The following is a 16133-nucleotide window of genomic DNA, read 5'->3' on the forward strand; positions in this document are numbered from 1 at the left end:
GTTCCTTGCTCCTTAACACTATACTTTATAAATAGCCTATGCCGGCTAGCCTTAAGCCTTCCGCTGGTCGGCTGACATCAAAAACCACCAGCCCAGCAATAGTTAAGACATCATAGGTTTATTACTATTTATCCTAAACCTGATTCCTGAAGACGTTCAGCCTGATCGAAGGCAATTGTAGCATCAATCATATCTTCCATTTCACCCAAAAGGAATCTGTCAAGGTTTGCGGACTCTTTAATACGGTGATCTGTAACTCTGTTCTGAGGAAAATTATAAGTTCTGATCCGTTCGCTTCTGTCGCCGGAGCCAACCTGAAGTTTACGGCTTGCAGCCTCTGCGGACTGCTTCTTCTGTATCTCAGCTTCAAGAATTTTAGACTTGAGAAGCTTCATAGCCTTTTCACGGTTTTTGATCTGGCTTCTTTCATCCTGACATGAAACAACAACGCCTGTCGGGATGTGGGTCATTCTAACGGCAGAGTCTGTTGTGTTAACATGCTGACCACCCGCTCCGCTTGCACGGAAAACGTCTATACGCAGATCTTTCTGCTCGATATGCACATCGACATCTTCCGCCTCTGGCAATACCGCCACTGTGCAGGCTGATGTGTGTATACGACCGCCGGATTCTGTCTCCGGCACACGCTGAACCCTGTGCCCGCCAGCCTCGAACTTAAGCTTGCTATAGGCTCCATGCCCCTTAACAAGCGCCACCACTTCTTTATAGCCGCCAACACCGGTTTCGTTAAAGTCAACTACTTCAACTTTCCAGCCGTTCATTTCAGCGTATTTAGTATACATTTTCAAAAGGTCTCCGGCAAAAAGTGACGCTTCGTCACCGCCTGTACCTGCCCTTATTTCAAGGAAAATATTCTTATCATCGTAAGGATCTTTGGTGAGAAGTGACTTTTTGAGCTCGTCTTCAAGCTCATCAAGAACACCCTTCTTCTCTTCAAGTTCCATCTCGGCGAGTTCCACAAGATCTTTATCGTCAGAGGTCTTTATAATGCTGTGCGCTTCATCAACCGCTTCTTTCTCAGCAAGATATTCTTCGTATCTCTCCACAACAGGCTTAAGCTCTGCGTGTTCCTTCGCTGTTTTCTGAAAAGCCATATTGTCTTTCATCAACTCCGGATCCACGAGCTTGTCGGTTAGTTCATAATATTTCTTTCTGACTTCATCCAGTTTATCAAACATATGATCTCCGTTAGAGTATAGTTATCCCTTCCTCAGGAATGGGCATATCAAGAGAAGCTCTGATGGATATAAGCGCCACCTCAAGCTGACTGTCATCCGGCTCCTGAGTCGTTATCTTCTGTACGAGAAGACCGGGGAGTATTAATAATTTCATTATTGGATTTTCAAAGTGCTTTCCGCTGAACTTCAGTATCTCATAGCTGATACCTGCTATCACAGGGATAAACACAAGCCTTGCACCAAGCTTAATAAAAAAGTTTGCATCATTAGGTATCAGCGAAAAAACCATTATGCACACCAGCATAAGTATAATCAGAAAACTTGTTCCGCATCTGGGGTGAAACCTGCTCTGTAAGCGTGCATTTTCAACAGTAAGATCAAGTCCCTGTTCATAGGTGAATATAGCCTTGTGTTCGGCTCCGTGGTACTCAAACACACGTTTTATGTCTTTCATAAAAGATATTACCCACACATATATAACAAAAAACACCACCCGAACTATCCCATCAATCCCGTTATACACAAGAGACGAGTGCTCCGCAGCAGGAAATATGTGTTTAGAAAGCTCCGTCACCTGAAGCGGAAGGTATATGAAGAGCAGGAGACCAAGCCCTATGCCTGTCGCCATACTGAAAAACATTGCCCATTTACCTACCTTCTCCTCACCTTCTCCGGTGGAGTGATAGGCGCTGAAGTTCAGAGCACGGATGCCGAGTATCAGGGCATCGTAAAGAGCAATGAGCCCTCGCACAAGAGGCTTTTTGAAAAGCCAGTTTTTATCTATTTTCACTTCCTCTTTCTTGAGGACTATTTCATCTTTGCTTTTCCGGACAGCGATCACAAATTTAGAGGGAGCTCTCATCATAACGCCTTCGATGACAGCCTGCCCGCCGATGCTAGGTTTTGACATTTAAATTTAACTCCTATAAGTTTCAGATTGCTAGTATATGAATTTTCAGTAAAAATGCCAGTCATTTCAGTATCAGACTCTAAATGCTTTATGAGGGCTTGCCATTTCCAATGTACCTCGTAGCACTCAGTTTCGGCTTTTTTTATACTTAGGCAACAGGCTTCTCAACTGCTTATTCTGACAAAAAACTACGGATAATATCCTGTCAGATAGACCTTATTTAAATAGATATTAATTAAATGAATAGATGCTAAAAAACTAAAGTTTAAAAAGAATTCAGGCAAAAATAAAGCCCGACGGCATAAAACCATCGGGCAGTTATTTATAAAAGTATCGTCAACAAAAGAGTAATAGATTACTTGTTTTTGTTGTATTTTTTCATGAACTTCTCTACACGGCCGGCAGTGTCAATAAACTTCTGCTTACCGGTAAAGAACGGGTGACATTCAGCACAAATAGCCACTGATGCTTTATCTTGATCAACAGTTGATTTTGTGTGAAACTCTGCTCCGCAAGCACATCTGAAAGTGATGTCTTTGTAGTCAGGATGAATATCTTTTCTCATTTATTTGTACCTCATAGTGTTACGCTTTCGGCGTCCCCCTTCGGACAGAACTATTCCAACAGCCCTGTCAGGGAATACGGGTTATATCACAACCTAAATTTTATATCAAGGGGTTATTTCCCCATGTTTTCCAGAAACTCAATATTGGATTTTGTCCCTTTCATCTTATCAAGGAGAAATTCCATAGCGTCCACAGCATTCATGTTTGACAGGAAGCGGCGGAGTATCCATATCTTGTTAAGCTCATCTTTTGTAAGAAGCAGTTCTTCCCGTCTTGTGCCTGATTTGTTGATATCAATAGCAGGGAATGTTCTGCGCTCAACAAGTCTTCTGTCGAGGTGAAGCTCCATGTTGCCAGTTCCTTTGAACTCTTCATAGATAACTTCGTCCATTCTGGAACCAGTGTCAACCAGAGCAGATGCAATGATTGAGAGTGAACCGCCTTCTTCTATATTTCTGGCTGCACCAAAAAATCTTTTTGGCTTGTGCAGAGCGTTGGAATCCACACCACCGGAAAGGACTTTACCTGACGGCGGTTCAATGGAGTTGTATGCTCTCGCAAGTCTTGTTATAGAGTCGAGCAGAATAACCACGTCTTTCTTATGTTCAACAAGCCTTTTCGCTTTATTCAGAACCATTTCTGCAACTTGAACGTGCCTGTAAGCCGGTTCGTCAAATGTTGAACTGATAACCTCAGCGTCAACAGAACGCTGCATGTCAGTAACTTCTTCTGGTCTTTCGTCTATAAGCAGGATAATGAGGAAAACTTCCGGATGGTTGGTGGTGATGGCGTTTGCAATGCTTTTCAGAAGCATTGTTTTACCTGTTTTCGGGGGAGCCACGATAAGTGCCCTCTGCCCTTTACCGATAGGAGCAAGCAGGTTCATAATACGTGTCTCGTAAGCTATCGGCTTGTACTCAAGCTGCAGCCTCTCCTCCGGAAAGAGCGGTGTGAGGTTTTCAAACAGAGTCCGTATCCTTGATGCAGCCTCAAAATTGACCTCTTCCACTTTTAAGAGAGCGAAGTATTTCTCATTGTCTTTCGGCGGTCTTATCTCGCCTGCGACAGTGTCACCGTTTCTAAGACCGAATTTACGGATCTGAGCTGGTGAGACATAAATATCGTCAGGTCCCGGCAGATAGTTATAGTTAGGAGAGCGGAGGAATCCGAATCCGTCAGGAAGTATCTCTATGACACCCTGTCCATATATCTGTCCGTTTCTTGCACTTGTTTGTTTGAGTATTTCAAAGATTAGTTCTTGTTTAAGGAGTCCGTCTGAGTTCTCGATGCCTGTAGAAATGGCTATTTCCACCAGTTCTTCGATGGGTTTCTTTTTCAAATCAGTAAGGTTCACGCTTTTTCTCCATTGGTTCGTGTAGTAGTTTATTAAGGTTTGTGGAACCGATTAAATATAATTAACAGCAGGTTTGTAATATTCTGAATATTCTCGTTTTGTTTTAATTGAATTTAAAAAAATACGAAACACTGCCGATTGACAGTAGGTCCTGGAGGCTTTCAGAGCCCCCTATCAAAGTAAAGTTAATCTGAAACAGCACATCTGTCAAGCAAAAGGTAGCAGACTTTTCCTTAATGTTAAGAATTTTTATTTTCCGCCCCGCATCCGAATTTCCAGTTATCAGTGCAGGCTGTATCAGTCAGCCGAACTTTCCGAGAGACTGCCGGAGCAGCTCGCAGTATAAGATATTTGGCACAAAGATGAAAACAGTCCGGTGGTGTCAGGGCTGAAACATACCAGTCTTATCAGCTGGTTACTGTAACCTCCGAATGCCCTTTCAACCCTGTCCATAAGAGCATCCTCGAAATAATCATCAAGATTTTCGTGATATCGTGCCGGATATTTCACATCTGAAACTTTATCGCTACTGAAGCTCAGTATTGAGCTTGTCCTTTTAAGGTCTGCGTCATAAATATCTTCAAAGAATGAAATAACATCTGCAAAACTGCCACACTTCGCGTCCCATGCATCTGTCGTACCGGCATCCCCCAAAAAGGCAGAAACGTTGTACGAATCATCTGTAAATTCATCAGAAGAGTCTTTATATTCACCAATAGTGACCACAACTTTATAAATGTCAGCCTTTTTGACAGAATGACTTATCTCCAAAGGAGTCCCGGCAAGGACGGCATCAGCAAAATCCTCATAAGGATCTGAAACATAAATAACTGATACACCTCCATCTTCAAAATAGCTTACTTTAATACCGCTGACATCTTCACCACCTTTGTCAGTCACCGTTAGTTCAAAATCAATATCTGAATCTTCGGAGTGCACATTAAGCCTGCCGTCAGAGTCTGTCACCCCAGACACAATCCCATCCCCTTTTGCATAAGTTATGGAAGGATGTTTTGTATCATCATCGTCTTCATCGTTAGAAACCCCGATATAGACCTGACAGGCTGTCAGCAGCAGAATATTTATAAACATAAAACAAAAGATAAAAGCTCTTTTCATTTCAGAACACCCTCTACTTATTTTGCAGAAACAAACCAGCTATAATTCCATGTCCCTACCATAAACAGTGTGTATTATCTCCCTTGCGGTTTCCTCAATACTCTTATTCGTGGTGTCTATCATGCTCCACTTACGATTTTTACGGATAAGCTCGTAACAAAATTCAACTTCAGCAAAGATTTTCGGCAGATTATTATAATTACTAGTGGTTTTATAGTGACGCAGCCGCGCAGAACGCACTTTTTGCAGAACTTCAGGGTCCATAACCAGCAGAACGACTTTATGCTGTTCCACCTTAAAAACCTCTTCAGGAATAGGTATCTCCGGAACAAGCGGAATATTAACAACTTTAAATCCCTGCTGAGCAAGGAAAAAAGATGTCGGTGTCTTTGATGTGCGTGACAACCCGAGGATGATGAGGTCTGCCTCGTTCATCCCCCTCATAAGCTTCCCGTCGTCGTGGGTGAGTGTAAACTCCATCGCTTCGATACGCTTGAAATATTTTTCGTCAACCTTACGCAGAAGTCCCGGTTTTTCCAGCTGAGGCTTGCCCATATAACTTTCCAGGCTGTCAAGCGGCGGTCCAAGCAGGTCAATGCTTTTAAGTCCGTTCTCAGCGCAGAATCTCCTCACGATGTCCCTGAAACCTTTACTAACCATTGTATAGGCTATAAAGGAATAGTCCATTTTGGCGTGATTCAGGATTGAAACAAGCTGTTCCTCTCTGTCCACCATGGAATAAACAGTAAACTTTGCATCCGGCTTGTCAAACTGCAAAAGAGCTGCGCGCATGATGCTCATGGCACTTTGACCAGTACCGTCAGAAATAATGTAGATTCTGTCAGACATACTACTCTCCCTTAAGCATTTTTGTGAGTCCGCTCTCATCAATGATGGCAACGCCAAGCTTCTGTGCCTTTTCAAGCTTGCTTCCTGCATTCTCACCAACAAGCAGATAATCAAGTTTTCCGGAAACAGCGCTCAGAACTTTACCGCCGTTAGATTCTATTACTTTCTTAAAATAATCTCTCGGCAAACTTAAAGTCCCTGTCACTACAAATGTTTTACCGTTAAGGACATCTGATGCCTTCTCTTTCTTTTCCGCAGTAAAGCAGAGCCCTGACTTTTTAAGTCTGTTGATGATATTTGAAAGATCATCGTTTGCAAAGGAATTTACAATTGCCCCCGCTGTCTCAGAGCCGATATCACGAACGTTAACAAGTGCCTCTTCATCTGCGGAGACAAGTTTATCTATATCACCGAAATATTCCGCAAGAACCTGCGCCGTACGCTCTCCAACATGGCGAATACCAAGCCCGTAAAGCACCTTATCAAAAGGTTTCTTTTTAGAATTTTCTATAGCCTCATGGAGCTTCTGAACTGATTTCTCCCCGTAGCCGTCTTCCTCTTTGAGATAGTCAAAACGTTTTTCATAAATATCTGCAACATCGTGAAGCTCGCCGTCATCAACAAGCTTGTTAACTAAAGCTTCGCCAAACCCCTGAATATCCATAGCCTTACGGGATGCGAAGTGCAGCAGTTTCAGCTTTCGCTGTGCAGGACAGACGGGATTTATGCATTTTCTGTTTATGTCTGTCTCTTCTTTCTGTAATTTACTCTGGCAGACGGGGCAGTTTGAGAGAAATTCTATGTCGCGTTCACTCCCGTCACGTTCGTCAATTATAGGTCGTACGACCTTGGGGATTATGTCGCCACCCTTTCTTATCGTCACCTTGTCGCCTATTTTTATACCGAGGCGGGCAATTTCATCTTCGTTGTGCAGAGTTGCATTTGAAATGGTAGACCCTGCGAGAAAAACAGGTTCAAGCTTTGCCACAGGCGTTATGCTCCCTGTTCGCCCCACCTGGAAATCAACATCACGGAGTATTGTAACAGCCTCCTGCGCCGGATACTTATACGCTATAGCCCATTTTGGACTTTTGATCGTGCTCCCAAGCGAACGCTGATAAGCTTTACTGTCCACCTTGATAACAGCACCGTCTATGTCGTACTCAAGGCTGTTGCGTCTGCTGCCGATATACTCCACATGAGCCCATATATCTTCGAAGTTATTAAACTTCCTAGTCATCTCATTAATATTAAAACCGAGACTCTTCATCAGCTCCATATCTTTTAGATGATGTTCAGTCCCACCCATATCCATCCCGTACAGGAATACGTCAAGCCCTCTCTCGTAAGCTGTTTTACTATCCAGAAGCTTCAGCGTACCTGCGGCGGCGTTCCTTGGGTTTGCGAAGAGTTTTTCACCCTTTTCACCTTTAAGCCTGTTCAGACGTTCAAATGAGGCAACAGGCATAAAAACTTCACCGCGGATAATCATCCTGCCTGATTTTTCTATCTCCAGAGGAAGTGAGCGGATTGTACGTATATTATGCGTAACATCCTCTCCTGTTGTCCCGTCACCTCTGGTAGCACCCCGAACAAGCTTTCCATCTTCATATGTCAGCACCATGGCTGCGCCGTCTATCTTCGGCTCAACAACGATTTCCGCCCCGGGGTATTCATCCCATATGTTTTCAACAAACTTCTCCAGCTCTTCTCTGCTGTAAGCGTTTGAGAGGGAAAGAAGTTTGATTTCATGTGTCACATTCTCAAGACCTGTCACAGGCTTATCTCCGACACGCTGCGAAGGGGAATCGTGGGATATTATTGAAGGGTCTTCCGCCTCTATCCTCAAAAGCTCATTATAAAGCTTGTCGTACTCCGCATCGGCGACAACCGGATCATCCTCAACGTAGTACTTTTTGCTGTAGTAATTCAGTTTATCAACAAGCTCTCTGTAGTCCATTTATGCATACCTTCTGATAAGGCTTCCTTCCGGTGCGGAAAGCCCCCTTAATATATATTTCATCCCTGGTTTTGTGTTTATCTCTTCGATGCCGTTCAGTGCTATTATGCTTCCGGCTTCAATTTCAGTCTCTTTCATATCAGGGGTCAGGAGCATAACCTTTTCCCCTTTTCCAAACTTGGCTTTGGCGTCAATGAATACGCCGCCTTCGGCATCACCTTCCACAATAGCGAGGAAATCACACCCCCGCACATATGAAGACGTACCGTAATTCATGCTGGAGCTGTATGCCTGACCGCTATAGGAAGCCTCGGTATATTCCCTGTGGCTGACACTTGTGAGGAGTTTTATCCACTCATCCTTCACACTGTAGTCCCCTTCTGCGGCTGCATCTATAGCCTGCCTGTAGACGCCTGTCACAGTGGAGACATACATTACAGACTTCATACGACCTTCTATTTTAAGGGATTTCACACCCACCCCTGCAAGATCATTCACACGGGGGAGCAGACATAAGTCTTTGCTGTTATAGAAATATGTCCCCCTATCGTCCTCTGCCACAGGAAAATACTGACCGTCTCTGCTCTCTTCCACAAGAGCGTATTTCCACCGGCAGCTCTGTGCACAGTCTCCTGCGTTTGCATCCCTTCCTGTCATATAGTTGCTTATGAGGCATCTTCCGGACATGGATATACACATGGCACCATGAACAAAAACTTCAACTTCGCATGGGGTGCTTTTGCAGATAAAGGCTGTTTCGTCACCTGTGACTTCACGGGCAAGTATAACCCGCTCTGCACCCAGCTCGTGCCAGAACTCCACAGCGGACAGATTGGTAACATTTGCCTGTGTGCTTATATGAACAGGTATCTCCGGAGCCACCTCACGGGCTATCCGGAAAACACCGGGATCAGATATGATAAGAGCGTCCGGTCTGATATCCTTCAGCTCTCCGATATATTTCCTTACACCGTCAAGTTCGCGGTTTTTCAGAAATGCATTTACAGTAACATAGCCCTTCCTCCCTCTTTCGTGCAGATATCTGAAAGCTTCTTCCATCTCCGGAAGCTCAAAATTCGAAGCACGGACACGAAGTCCGTAGCCCGCACCTGCGAGATAAACAGCATCTGCGCCAAACCGCACAGCAGCTTTCAGCTTTTCAAAACTTCCCGCCGGGGAAAGCAATTCAGGTTTATTCATTATCTATTTCCTCACCAGCAGCAGTCCTCCGCCAATAGGCAGAAAACTGTGGCTATGTGTATATTTTATATGATTCATAAAATTCCGCATTGTCTTTACCACATTTATATACTTCGGCGCAATCTCACAGTCTTCACAAAAGACCTCGCCATATACAAAGATATCATCAAAGATTATGCTTCCGCCCTGATTTAAGAGTTTATAGGCGTGATAGAAGACTATGGGATACTGTTTTTTCATGGAATCAACAAAGATCATATCGTATGTCTCTGTATTGGTTTTCAAAAATTTAATCACATCAGAATTTACAAAACGGGTGTTCAGTCCGGCACAACGGCTCTCAGCATAATCCAGTCTGCTTTTATTATAATCAACAGCAGTGATATGGGCAGATGGTGCACCTTTAGCCATATAGCGTGTTGAAACGCCAACACCGCAACCAAGCTCAAGTATTCGGGATGGTTTTAACGAATAAGCAAAATGTTCGAGAAACATCCCCGTATCGGGTTCAACAGATGGTGTTTTCATCTGCTCCGCATCATAATGCAAAGCTTTGTCCGCTCCGTCTGCCAGCCCCCTCAGGTATGGGTTCAGCAGTCTATTGTTCATTGATGCCTTGAATATTTTCTGGTGTGAGCTTTTCAGAAATACGGGCGGCAAATTTGGGGTCACTTTTACCCATCGCAGACATAATCTTACCCGCTGTCATAGAATTCATACGCAGAAAAAGCTGTACCGCCTTATCAATATCCATCTGAGATATGATATCCGCTGAGGATTTTGCTTTTGCAGCCCCGTAAGCCTTTGCAAGGGCGTCAAGGTTGGCATCTTCCTGAGCCTTTATCTCGTTAAGGCGGGCGGTGATTGTGTCTTTCAGTTTGCGGAGCTCGCTCTCTTTCTGAAGGAGTTCGTCCTCCAGAGCCTTCATGCGTTCCTCTTTACCGGCAATATTCTTCTCCCGCTCATCGAGTTCTGCCTTGCGCTTGTCAAGTTCCTGTGCGATAGCCTGAAGGTTAACAAGGCTTTCCGCCTGTACGCCGGCAGTAAATATCATTATTATCATAAGCAGCATAGCTGTTTTAGTTTTCATTTCTGGCACTCCTTGTCACTGCAAGCTCATCTATCAGCTTCATCTCTTCTTTGTTCAGATACGTTCTGTAATTATCAACATGCTTCTCTTTCAGTTTGAGCATTACCTTATGCCTTTCTATGGCTTCGACAACTTTCTTTTTCTGAAGTTCTATATTCAGTTCGAGCTGTTTGCGGAGTTTGATAAGCATATTTTTGTCGTTTGTTATCCGCTTTATATACTTATCATACATACTTCTGAACCTGCTGTCAGCAGTTCCGCGCTCTTCAACCTTCAGGTTTATTATTTCATCCGCTTCAACGATCTTCAACTTCGTGCGTTCAAGTTTGGAGTTTATCTCAGCGAGTTTGTTTTTTTCAAGATCAACCAGCCGCTCTCTGTATTCTAAAACTTTTTGGAGTCTGAAGTTCTTTTTCATTATTTAGCTATGATGGCATCAAGCAGTTTTGTGCTCTCTTCAAAATTAATTGAATCGTCTATGCCCTGCCTGAGAAATTGTTCGATCTGCCCGATCTTCGCTATGGATTCATCGATCTTCGGATTGCTCCCCTTTACGTATGCGCCGATGTTAATGAGGTCTTCCGCTTCGTTATAGCTGGCGAGCAGGTCACGCATCCGCCCGGCATTGGCATACTGCTTGTCATTCACAATCTCTTTCATAAGCCTGCTGGCACTGCTGAGGACGTCTATTGCCGGATAATGATTCTTTGCTGCAAGCCCTCTGGAAAGGACTATGTGCCCGTCTATAATTGAACGTACGGAATCACCTATCGGGTCATTCATATCGTCCGCCTCCACCAGTACGGTGTACAAACCTGTAATATTCCCTTTACCTTTTTGTGTTCCGGCACGTTCCAGAAGTTTTGGGAGCAGACCAAAGACAGAGGGTGTATATCCTTTTGTTGTTGGCGGTTCCCCCACTGTAAGCCCTATCTCACGCTGCGCCATAGCGAAACGTGTCACAGAGTCCATCATCAGCATAACATTAAGCCCTTTACTGCGGAAATACTCCGCTATGGCAGTCCCTACAAACGCCCCGAGCTTTCTTATCAGAGCAGACTGATCAGACGTGGCGATAACGAGGACACTGCGCTTAAGCCCCTCTTCGCCAAGGTCACGCTCGATAAACTCACGCACTTCACGACCACGCTCACCGATAAGGGCTATTACGTTAACATCTGCATCAGAATCCCTCGCTATCATACCAAGGGTCACTGATTTACCCACACCGGAACCGGCAAAAATACCGACCCTCTGACCACGACCAATTGTTATAAGGTTGTCTATCGCTTTGATCCCTGTCGAAACAGGTGTTTTAATTATCTCACGTTCGAGCGCCTGGGGAGGCGACTGATAAACATTAACAAGTTCGAAATCCGTTATTGGTCCTTTGCCGTCCATGGGATTACCGAGACCATCCAGAACACGCCCGAGAAGGCTATCTGATACTTTTACAGTGTTGCCGTAGGATTCGTTCGTCACATGGCTTCCGGGGGCTATCCCCTCACTTTCGCCATACGGCATAAGGATGATGCGGTCGTCCTTAAAGCCCACAATCTCTGCAAGAATGCGTCTGCCGTCCATACTCTCTATACTGCATCTGGTACCGATACCGAGCAGCGGACCGTCCGCCTCTATAGTGAGTCCGACAATCTTTGTAACTTTTCCTTTTATCTGGAGGGAAGCCTTGTGGTCAACCCTCTTCAGTCGGGCTAAATTCTTCATGTATCCTTCCCACAAATTCTTCCATTATTCTTTTTATACTGAAATTCATCTCACCGATATTTGTCGAAACTTTCAGACTACCCTTCATAATATTTTTATCCGGCTGGGTTTCATAGTCAGGGAAAGCCTCTTTCATAGTCTCAACATCATCAGGATTAACCAGAAAGATTACTCTCTCAAGTTCTTTCAAGTGCATCAGAGACTTGTTCGCAACAGAAACTATAACCTTATCGTTTATCCTCAACTCTTCGCCTATTATGTCCTGCACCATGCTGACCAGCATTTCCGGCAAAGCTTCATCAAGCTGTGTCACCGCTTTAGAAAACTCGTCAAGCTGAGTTATCACATCTTTATACGCACCCTGAAGACCTTCAAGATAGTCGCTTTTCTGTGCCTCATACTCTTTTTCTGCCTCAGCACGCCCCTGCTTAAGCCCTTTCTGTAGACCTTCCGCAAGTCCTGCCTCGTGCCCGTCTTTTCTTGCCTGTTCCAGCTCTTCCTCAGTAATCACAGGAATTTCGGGTTCAGGCTCGGGCTCTGGTTCGGGGGTAGGGTCAGGTTCTTTTGCATTAACCGGAGACTCTTCCGGAACAAACTCCTTCGGAGTATATTTCTCTGTCCTCAGCGACCTGTCCTGAACGATAATCGCCTTTCCCATTTCAATATCATCATCAAAACTAAAGACCTTCATGTCGATTTCGCCGGGAGTATATTCCATCTCTCCGACTTTTTCGAGCTTTTTAACTTTTTCACCACGTTCAACAGTTTCATAAACCTGAAATCCGAAGTGCTTAAGTTTATCAGTTTTTACATCTTCATTTTTGATTACTTTTTTAGACATTTACCACCACAGGTAAGATTAACATTATTTTATATATAAAACTTTTCCGGTGTACTGCATAGAGGTATACGGATTGATAAAAATATATATAAAAGCACCTCTCAGGCACCCGAAAAGCAAAACTGACAAAATGGAGATATTATACGTACTCATCCTCTTCACCGCCGCCTATGGATATAACCCCTTCCTCGACAATGAATAAGATTTTTTTGCTGTCATAGCAAAAAAATTAGGGTCGCACAGCATGAACAAGTGCATGCCGGCTCCCGCTGCGCGAGGCACTTCCTGTGCCTTTATCGACTCGGGGCTTATACGTACTCGTCCTCTTCACCGCCGCCTATGGATATAACACCTTCCTCGTCGAGTTCACGCACAATGGCGACTATCTCGTGCTGGGCTTTCTCCACTTCTTTCAGCTTGATAGGTCCCATATATTCCATCTCTTCCTTCATTGTTTCCACAGCACGGGAAGACATATTTTTGAAAAAACGCTCCTGAGTCTCCGGGTCTGTCCCTTTGAGAGCAAGAGTAAGAGCTTTCTTGTCTGCTTTTTTCAGTATTTCCTGCAGTGCAACATCGTTGAGAGCTCTGATATCCTCGAAAACAAACATCATATCCCTGATAGCCTGTACCAGCTCCGGATCGTCTTTTTCCAGCTTTTCAAGAGTTGCCTTGCTAGTAACCCTATCCATCCTGTTGAAGATTTCCGCAACGGATTTAACACCGCCAACCTCAACATTATAAGAAGACAACGACTCAAACCGCTCTTCAAGAACTCTCGCAAGAGTCTTCACAACAGATGGTGAGATGTCTTGCAGATTTGAAATACGAAGTGTTATATCAGCTTTCATCTCTTCGGGAAGCTGAGCGAGTGATTCCGCCGCCTGCGAAGGGTCTAGGTGCGCGAGGATAAGAGCTATTGTCTGCGGGTGCTCAGTCTGTATAAATTTAGCCAGTTGTTTCGGGTCGATCTTGGATAGAAAGTCAAAACCCGAAGACTGCTCCAGCATTTTTGTAAGCCTGTCGATGATCTTTCTCGCACGCTCTGGCCCCAGCGACTTAACAAGCACCGACTTGGCATAATCCAGACCGCCTTTAGCAATAAATTTCTTAGCAAGCATCATGTTATAGAAATCTTCTATATACTCGTCCATCTTTTCAGGAGATACAATCTTAGTGGTTGCGATCTCTTTCGTAAGCTCACTAACTTCATCTTCATCAAGGGCAGCCAAAACAGGTGATGTCACATCTTCCCCGAGTGCGATCATTATCGCAGCGGCTCTTTTTACACCATCTTCACTTATCATCACTTAATTATCCCCTCTCATCAAGGTTTTAAGCAGGCTTGCCATAGCATCGGGATCTTCTGTAGCAAATTCCTCTATCTTCTTAAGCATAACTTTTGATTTAACTGTGTCAACATCCATCGGCGAGCTTTCTTCCAGCTCGGATTCTATCTCCCTTTCAAGTTCTTCCAGCGTTTTCGGATAAGAGTCATCAAGGGTGATATCTATCCCCATCTCACCATCAATCTGTCCGTATGTGATTGAGCCGTCCTCGTGGACAGTAACAGGCTTGTCCAGTCTTTTAAGTATCCTGCGGATAACGAGAAAGTAGAACAGTAAGACTATCAGAGCCGCAAGTAGATATTTGGAAACCATTCCGACAAGTTCCATGGTTTTCTCTCTCTTAAGGGTGTCATACTCGTGATCTTTCGATGTGGTATCAAACGAAATATTTGTAACTTCGATCTGGTCACCTCTGGGTTCGTTATACCCCACAGCCATAGCAACCAGATTCCTTATGGAACGCATCTCGTCATCTGATCTTCGCTGACTGACAATAGTGCTTTCACCGTTATCGTCCTGCTGTCTTATTTTTCTGTCATCAACAACCACAGCAACAGTCACCCTGTCTATCGTTCCATATGCTTTCTGTTCAACTGTTATAGTTTTATTTATCTCAAAGTTCTGTGTGTCTTCGGTTTTGTTATATTCCTGATTGCGCCCGGCAGTGCCAATGTCCGGTTCTGCAAGATTAGACTGAACGCCGGGAATACCCTGAGGGCCGTCAGGCTTATTCGTACTGCTGATCTCCATTGACTGCTGAGACCTCAGCACAGGAGTATCGCCATATTCCTCTTTTGTTACATCTCTTTTATTAAAATCTATCTCGGCAGTCACTTTAGCAACAGCATTCCCTTTACCAAGGGTTGCACCAAGTATTTCATTAACCTTTCTTTCAAGGTCGCGTTCTATTTTTTTAGTGTATTCAAGCTGGCTCTGAGTCATCATCAAAGGAGAATTTTCTTCATCGAGAAATTCACTGAGCAGACGACCCTGAGTATCTACAATCTGAACATTTTCCGGTGAGAGCCCTTTTACAGCACCTGAAACAAGTGATGCTATCGCCTGTACTTCTGCCCTGCCGAGTGATGCTCCGCTTCGGAGACGCAGAACCACAGCAGCTTTAGACGCCTCTTCATCTGCAATAAAAAGACGGTCTTTTGACACAGTAAGATGTACCCGCGCCTCCTGAATCTCTTTCAGCGCAGTTATAGTACGGGCAAGCTCTCCCTGCAACGCTCTTTGATAGCTAACATTCTGCATGAACTCTGTCATACCGAAACTTGATTTATCAAAAAGCTCCAGACCGGCACCGCCGCCTCTGGGAATATTTTCTTTTGCGAGGTTTAACCTTGTTTCATAGACATATTGGTCAGGTATGGTAATTTTCGCACCGCCATCCTCCAGCTTATAGGGGATACGCTGCTCTTTCAGACTGTCCACAACAAGTGCGGCATCGTCCTGTGTCATACCTGCGAAAAGGGTCTTATAGACTGGTCTGTTGGCCCAATATACTATCACGGCCACAGATATAAAAACAGCCGCCAGCGCGGCGGCCACTGATATCTTCTGTAATAGAGACAGTTTTAAATAGGTATCTTTAAACTGGGAAGCTATATCACTGAGAGCCATACACCCTCTCTCTCACACATTATATTTGTGTTCTCATGACCTCTTGGTAGGCTTCCATTATCTTGTTTCTGACCTCAAGCATCATCTTAAGGGAAACGTCAGCCTTTTGCAGTGCTATCATGGTGGATTCGATATCTTTTGTCTCTCCGCTAAGAACTTTCTGCACAGCATCATCAGCCTCAATCTGGGCACCGTTAACGTCCCTGAGGGCATCTTTGAGCATACTGGAGAAATCAACGCTCGCTTCCGGCTTCTCAGCCTGAGAGCTCTTTGTTGTGTCCAGTTTGTTCGGCAGCAGAAAGTTAATATTGTTAATTTCAGACATTTCCTACCCCTGCACTG

17 protein-coding genes are annotated in these 16133 nt (G+C 44.4%); 1 reads left to right on the forward strand and 16 read right to left on the reverse strand.

What is annotated here, in order from left to right; genetic code table 11:
- Positions 1 to 128: 128 nt before the first annotated feature.
- The 13 genes from prfA to DACET_RS11640 all read right to left on the reverse strand — a co-directional run bounded on the left by prfA (position 129) and on the right by DACET_RS11640 (position 12813).
- Positions 129 to 1199 carry a peptide chain release factor 1 gene (gene prfA, locus DACET_RS11580; RefSeq protein WP_013011564.1) on the reverse strand — a complete coding sequence of 357 codons (1071 nt, stop codon included), beginning with the start codon at positions 1197 to 1199 and terminating at the stop codon, positions 129 to 131.
- Between the two features lie 10 nt (positions 1200 to 1209).
- Complete coding sequence (locus DACET_RS11585) at positions 1210 to 2109, reverse strand: DUF1385 domain-containing protein (protein WP_013011565.1); 900 nt, start codon at positions 2107 to 2109, stop codon at positions 1210 to 1212.
- A gap of 355 nt (positions 2110 to 2464) precedes the next feature.
- Positions 2465 to 2674 (reverse strand): 50S ribosomal protein L31, encoded by a 210-nt coding sequence (rpmE, locus tag DACET_RS11590; protein WP_013011566.1) that lies wholly within the window; start codon positions 2672 to 2674, stop codon positions 2465 to 2467.
- A gap of 113 nt (positions 2675 to 2787) precedes the next feature.
- The gene (gene rho, locus DACET_RS11595; RefSeq protein WP_013011567.1) at positions 2788 to 4029 is read right to left on the reverse strand and encodes a transcription termination factor Rho; all 1242 of its coding nucleotides are present in this window, start codon (positions 4027 to 4029) and stop codon (positions 2788 to 2790) included.
- Positions 4030 to 4326: 297 nt separating this feature from the next.
- On the reverse strand, positions 4327 to 5121 hold the full coding sequence (locus tag DACET_RS11600; RefSeq protein ID WP_211204081.1) for a hypothetical protein: 795 nt from the start codon (positions 5119 to 5121) through the stop codon (positions 4327 to 4329).
- 66 nt (positions 5122 to 5187) lie between these two features.
- Positions 5188 to 5997: a pyruvate, water dikinase regulatory protein gene (locus DACET_RS11605; protein WP_013011569.1), complete on the reverse strand. Its 810-nt coding sequence runs from the start codon at positions 5995 to 5997 to the stop codon at positions 5188 to 5190.
- 1 nt (position 5998) lies between these two features.
- Positions 5999 to 7957: an NAD-dependent DNA ligase LigA gene (gene ligA, locus DACET_RS11610; protein WP_013011570.1), complete on the reverse strand. Its 1959-nt coding sequence runs from the start codon at positions 7955 to 7957 to the stop codon at positions 5999 to 6001.
- Positions 7958 to 9157 carry a peptidase U32 family protein gene (locus DACET_RS11615; protein WP_013011571.1) on the reverse strand — a complete coding sequence of 400 codons (1200 nt, stop codon included), beginning with the start codon at positions 9155 to 9157 and terminating at the stop codon, positions 7958 to 7960.
- A gap of 3 nt (positions 9158 to 9160) precedes the next feature.
- Positions 9161 to 9766, reverse strand: a complete 606-nt coding sequence (locus DACET_RS11620) for an O-methyltransferase (RefSeq protein WP_013011572.1) — start codon at positions 9764 to 9766, stop codon at positions 9161 to 9163.
- A complete protein-coding gene (locus DACET_RS11625) occupies positions 9756 to 10247 on the reverse strand; it encodes a MotE family protein (protein ID WP_013011573.1) in 492 nt (163 codons plus the stop codon). The genes DACET_RS11620 and DACET_RS11625 overlap by 11 nt, the downstream gene beginning before the upstream one ends.
- Positions 10237 to 10665, reverse strand: a complete 429-nt coding sequence (locus DACET_RS11630) for a flagellar export protein FliJ (protein ID WP_013011574.1) — start codon at positions 10663 to 10665, stop codon at positions 10237 to 10239. The genes DACET_RS11625 and DACET_RS11630 overlap by 11 nt, the downstream gene beginning before the upstream one ends.
- Positions 10665 to 11972 carry a flagellar protein export ATPase FliI gene (fliI, locus tag DACET_RS11635; RefSeq protein ID WP_013011575.1) on the reverse strand — a complete coding sequence of 436 codons (1308 nt, stop codon included), beginning with the start codon at positions 11970 to 11972 and terminating at the stop codon, positions 10665 to 10667. Before fliI ends, DACET_RS11630 begins: the two co-directional genes overlap by 1 nt.
- Entirely contained in the window at positions 11941 to 12813 is an 873-nt protein-coding gene (locus tag DACET_RS11640) for a FliH/SctL family protein (protein ID WP_013011576.1), read from the reverse strand. Before DACET_RS11640 ends, fliI begins: the two co-directional genes overlap by 32 nt.
- 73 nt (positions 12814 to 12886) lie before the next feature.
- Between DACET_RS11640 and DACET_RS16690 the strand changes: the two genes are divergently transcribed.
- Positions 12887 to 13015, forward strand: a complete 129-nt coding sequence (locus DACET_RS16690) for a hypothetical protein (RefSeq protein ID WP_283804957.1) — start codon at positions 12887 to 12889, stop codon at positions 13013 to 13015.
- Between the two features lie 106 nt (positions 13016 to 13121).
- Here the strand turns inward: DACET_RS16690 and fliG are convergent, their stop codons facing one another.
- Genes fliG through fliE form a run of 3 tightly spaced genes read right to left on the reverse strand, consistent with a single transcriptional unit; the run spans position 13122 to position 16116 of the window.
- Positions 13122 to 14120 carry a flagellar motor switch protein FliG gene (gene fliG / locus DACET_RS11645; RefSeq protein ID WP_013011577.1) on the reverse strand — a complete coding sequence of 333 codons (999 nt, stop codon included), beginning with the start codon at positions 14118 to 14120 and terminating at the stop codon, positions 13122 to 13124.
- Between the two features lie 3 nt (positions 14121 to 14123).
- On the reverse strand, positions 14124 to 15791 hold the full coding sequence (gene fliF / locus DACET_RS11650) for a flagellar basal-body MS-ring/collar protein FliF (RefSeq protein ID WP_013011578.1): 1668 nt from the start codon (positions 15789 to 15791) through the stop codon (positions 14124 to 14126).
- Positions 15792 to 15810: 19 nt separating this feature from the next.
- Positions 15811 to 16116 (reverse strand): flagellar hook-basal body complex protein FliE, encoded by a 306-nt coding sequence (fliE, locus tag DACET_RS11655; RefSeq protein WP_013011579.1) that lies wholly within the window; start codon positions 16114 to 16116, stop codon positions 15811 to 15813.
- Positions 16117 to 16133 lie beyond the last annotated feature (17 nt).

The sequence above is a fragment of the Denitrovibrio acetiphilus DSM 12809 genome, assembly GCF_000025725.1.
In the GTDB taxonomy this organism is placed as follows: Bacteria; Chrysiogenota; Deferribacteres; order Deferribacterales; family Geovibrionaceae; genus Denitrovibrio; species Denitrovibrio acetiphilus.

Bases quoted from the DNA above. Each gene is read 5' to 3' on its own strand.
- DACET_RS11620 (WP_013011572.1), bottom strand. From the start codon at position 9,766: ATGAACAATAGACTGCTGAACCCATACCTGAGGGGGCTGGCAGACGGA.
- fliF (WP_013011578.1), bottom strand. From the start codon at position 15,791: ATGGCTCTCAGTGATATAGCTTCCCAGTTTAAAGATACCTATTTAAAA.
- DACET_RS11640 (WP_013011576.1), bottom strand. From the start codon at position 12,813: ATGTCTAAAAAAGTAATCAAAAATGAAGATGTAAAAACTGATAAACTT.
- DACET_RS11605 (WP_013011569.1), bottom strand. From the start codon at position 5,997: ATGTCTGACAGAATCTACATTATTTCTGACGGTACTGGTCAAAGTGCC.
- DACET_RS11585 (WP_013011565.1), bottom strand. From the start codon at position 2,109: ATGTCAAAACCTAGCATCGGCGGGCAGGCTGTCATCGAAGGCGTTATG.
- fliG (WP_013011577.1), bottom strand. From the start codon at position 14,120: ATGATAAGTGAAGATGGTGTAAAAAGAGCCGCTGCGATAATGATCGCA.
- fliI (WP_013011575.1), bottom strand. From the start codon at position 11,972: ATGAAGAATTTAGCCCGACTGAAGAGGGTTGACCACAAGGCTTCCCTC.
- ligA (WP_013011570.1), bottom strand. From the start codon at position 7,957: ATGGACTACAGAGAGCTTGTTGATAAACTGAATTACTACAGCAAAAAG.
- DACET_RS11615 (WP_013011571.1), bottom strand. From the start codon at position 9,157: ATGAATAAACCTGAATTGCTTTCCCCGGCGGGAAGTTTTGAAAAGCTG.
- DACET_RS11625 (WP_013011573.1), bottom strand. From the start codon at position 10,247: ATGAAAACTAAAACAGCTATGCTGCTTATGATAATAATGATATTTACT.
- DACET_RS11630 (WP_013011574.1), bottom strand. From the start codon at position 10,665: ATGAAAAAGAACTTCAGACTCCAAAAAGTTTTAGAATACAGAGAGCGG.
- DACET_RS11600 (WP_211204081.1), bottom strand. From the start codon at position 5,121: ATGTTTATAAATATTCTGCTGCTGACAGCCTGTCAGGTCTATATCGGG.
- prfA (WP_013011564.1), bottom strand. From the start codon at position 1,199: ATGTTTGATAAACTGGATGAAGTCAGAAAGAAATATTATGAACTAACC.
- rpmE (WP_013011566.1), bottom strand. From the start codon at position 2,674: ATGAGAAAAGATATTCATCCTGACTACAAAGACATCACTTTCAGATGT.
- fliE (WP_013011579.1), bottom strand. From the start codon at position 16,116: ATGTCTGAAATTAACAATATTAACTTTCTGCTGCCGAACAAACTGGAC.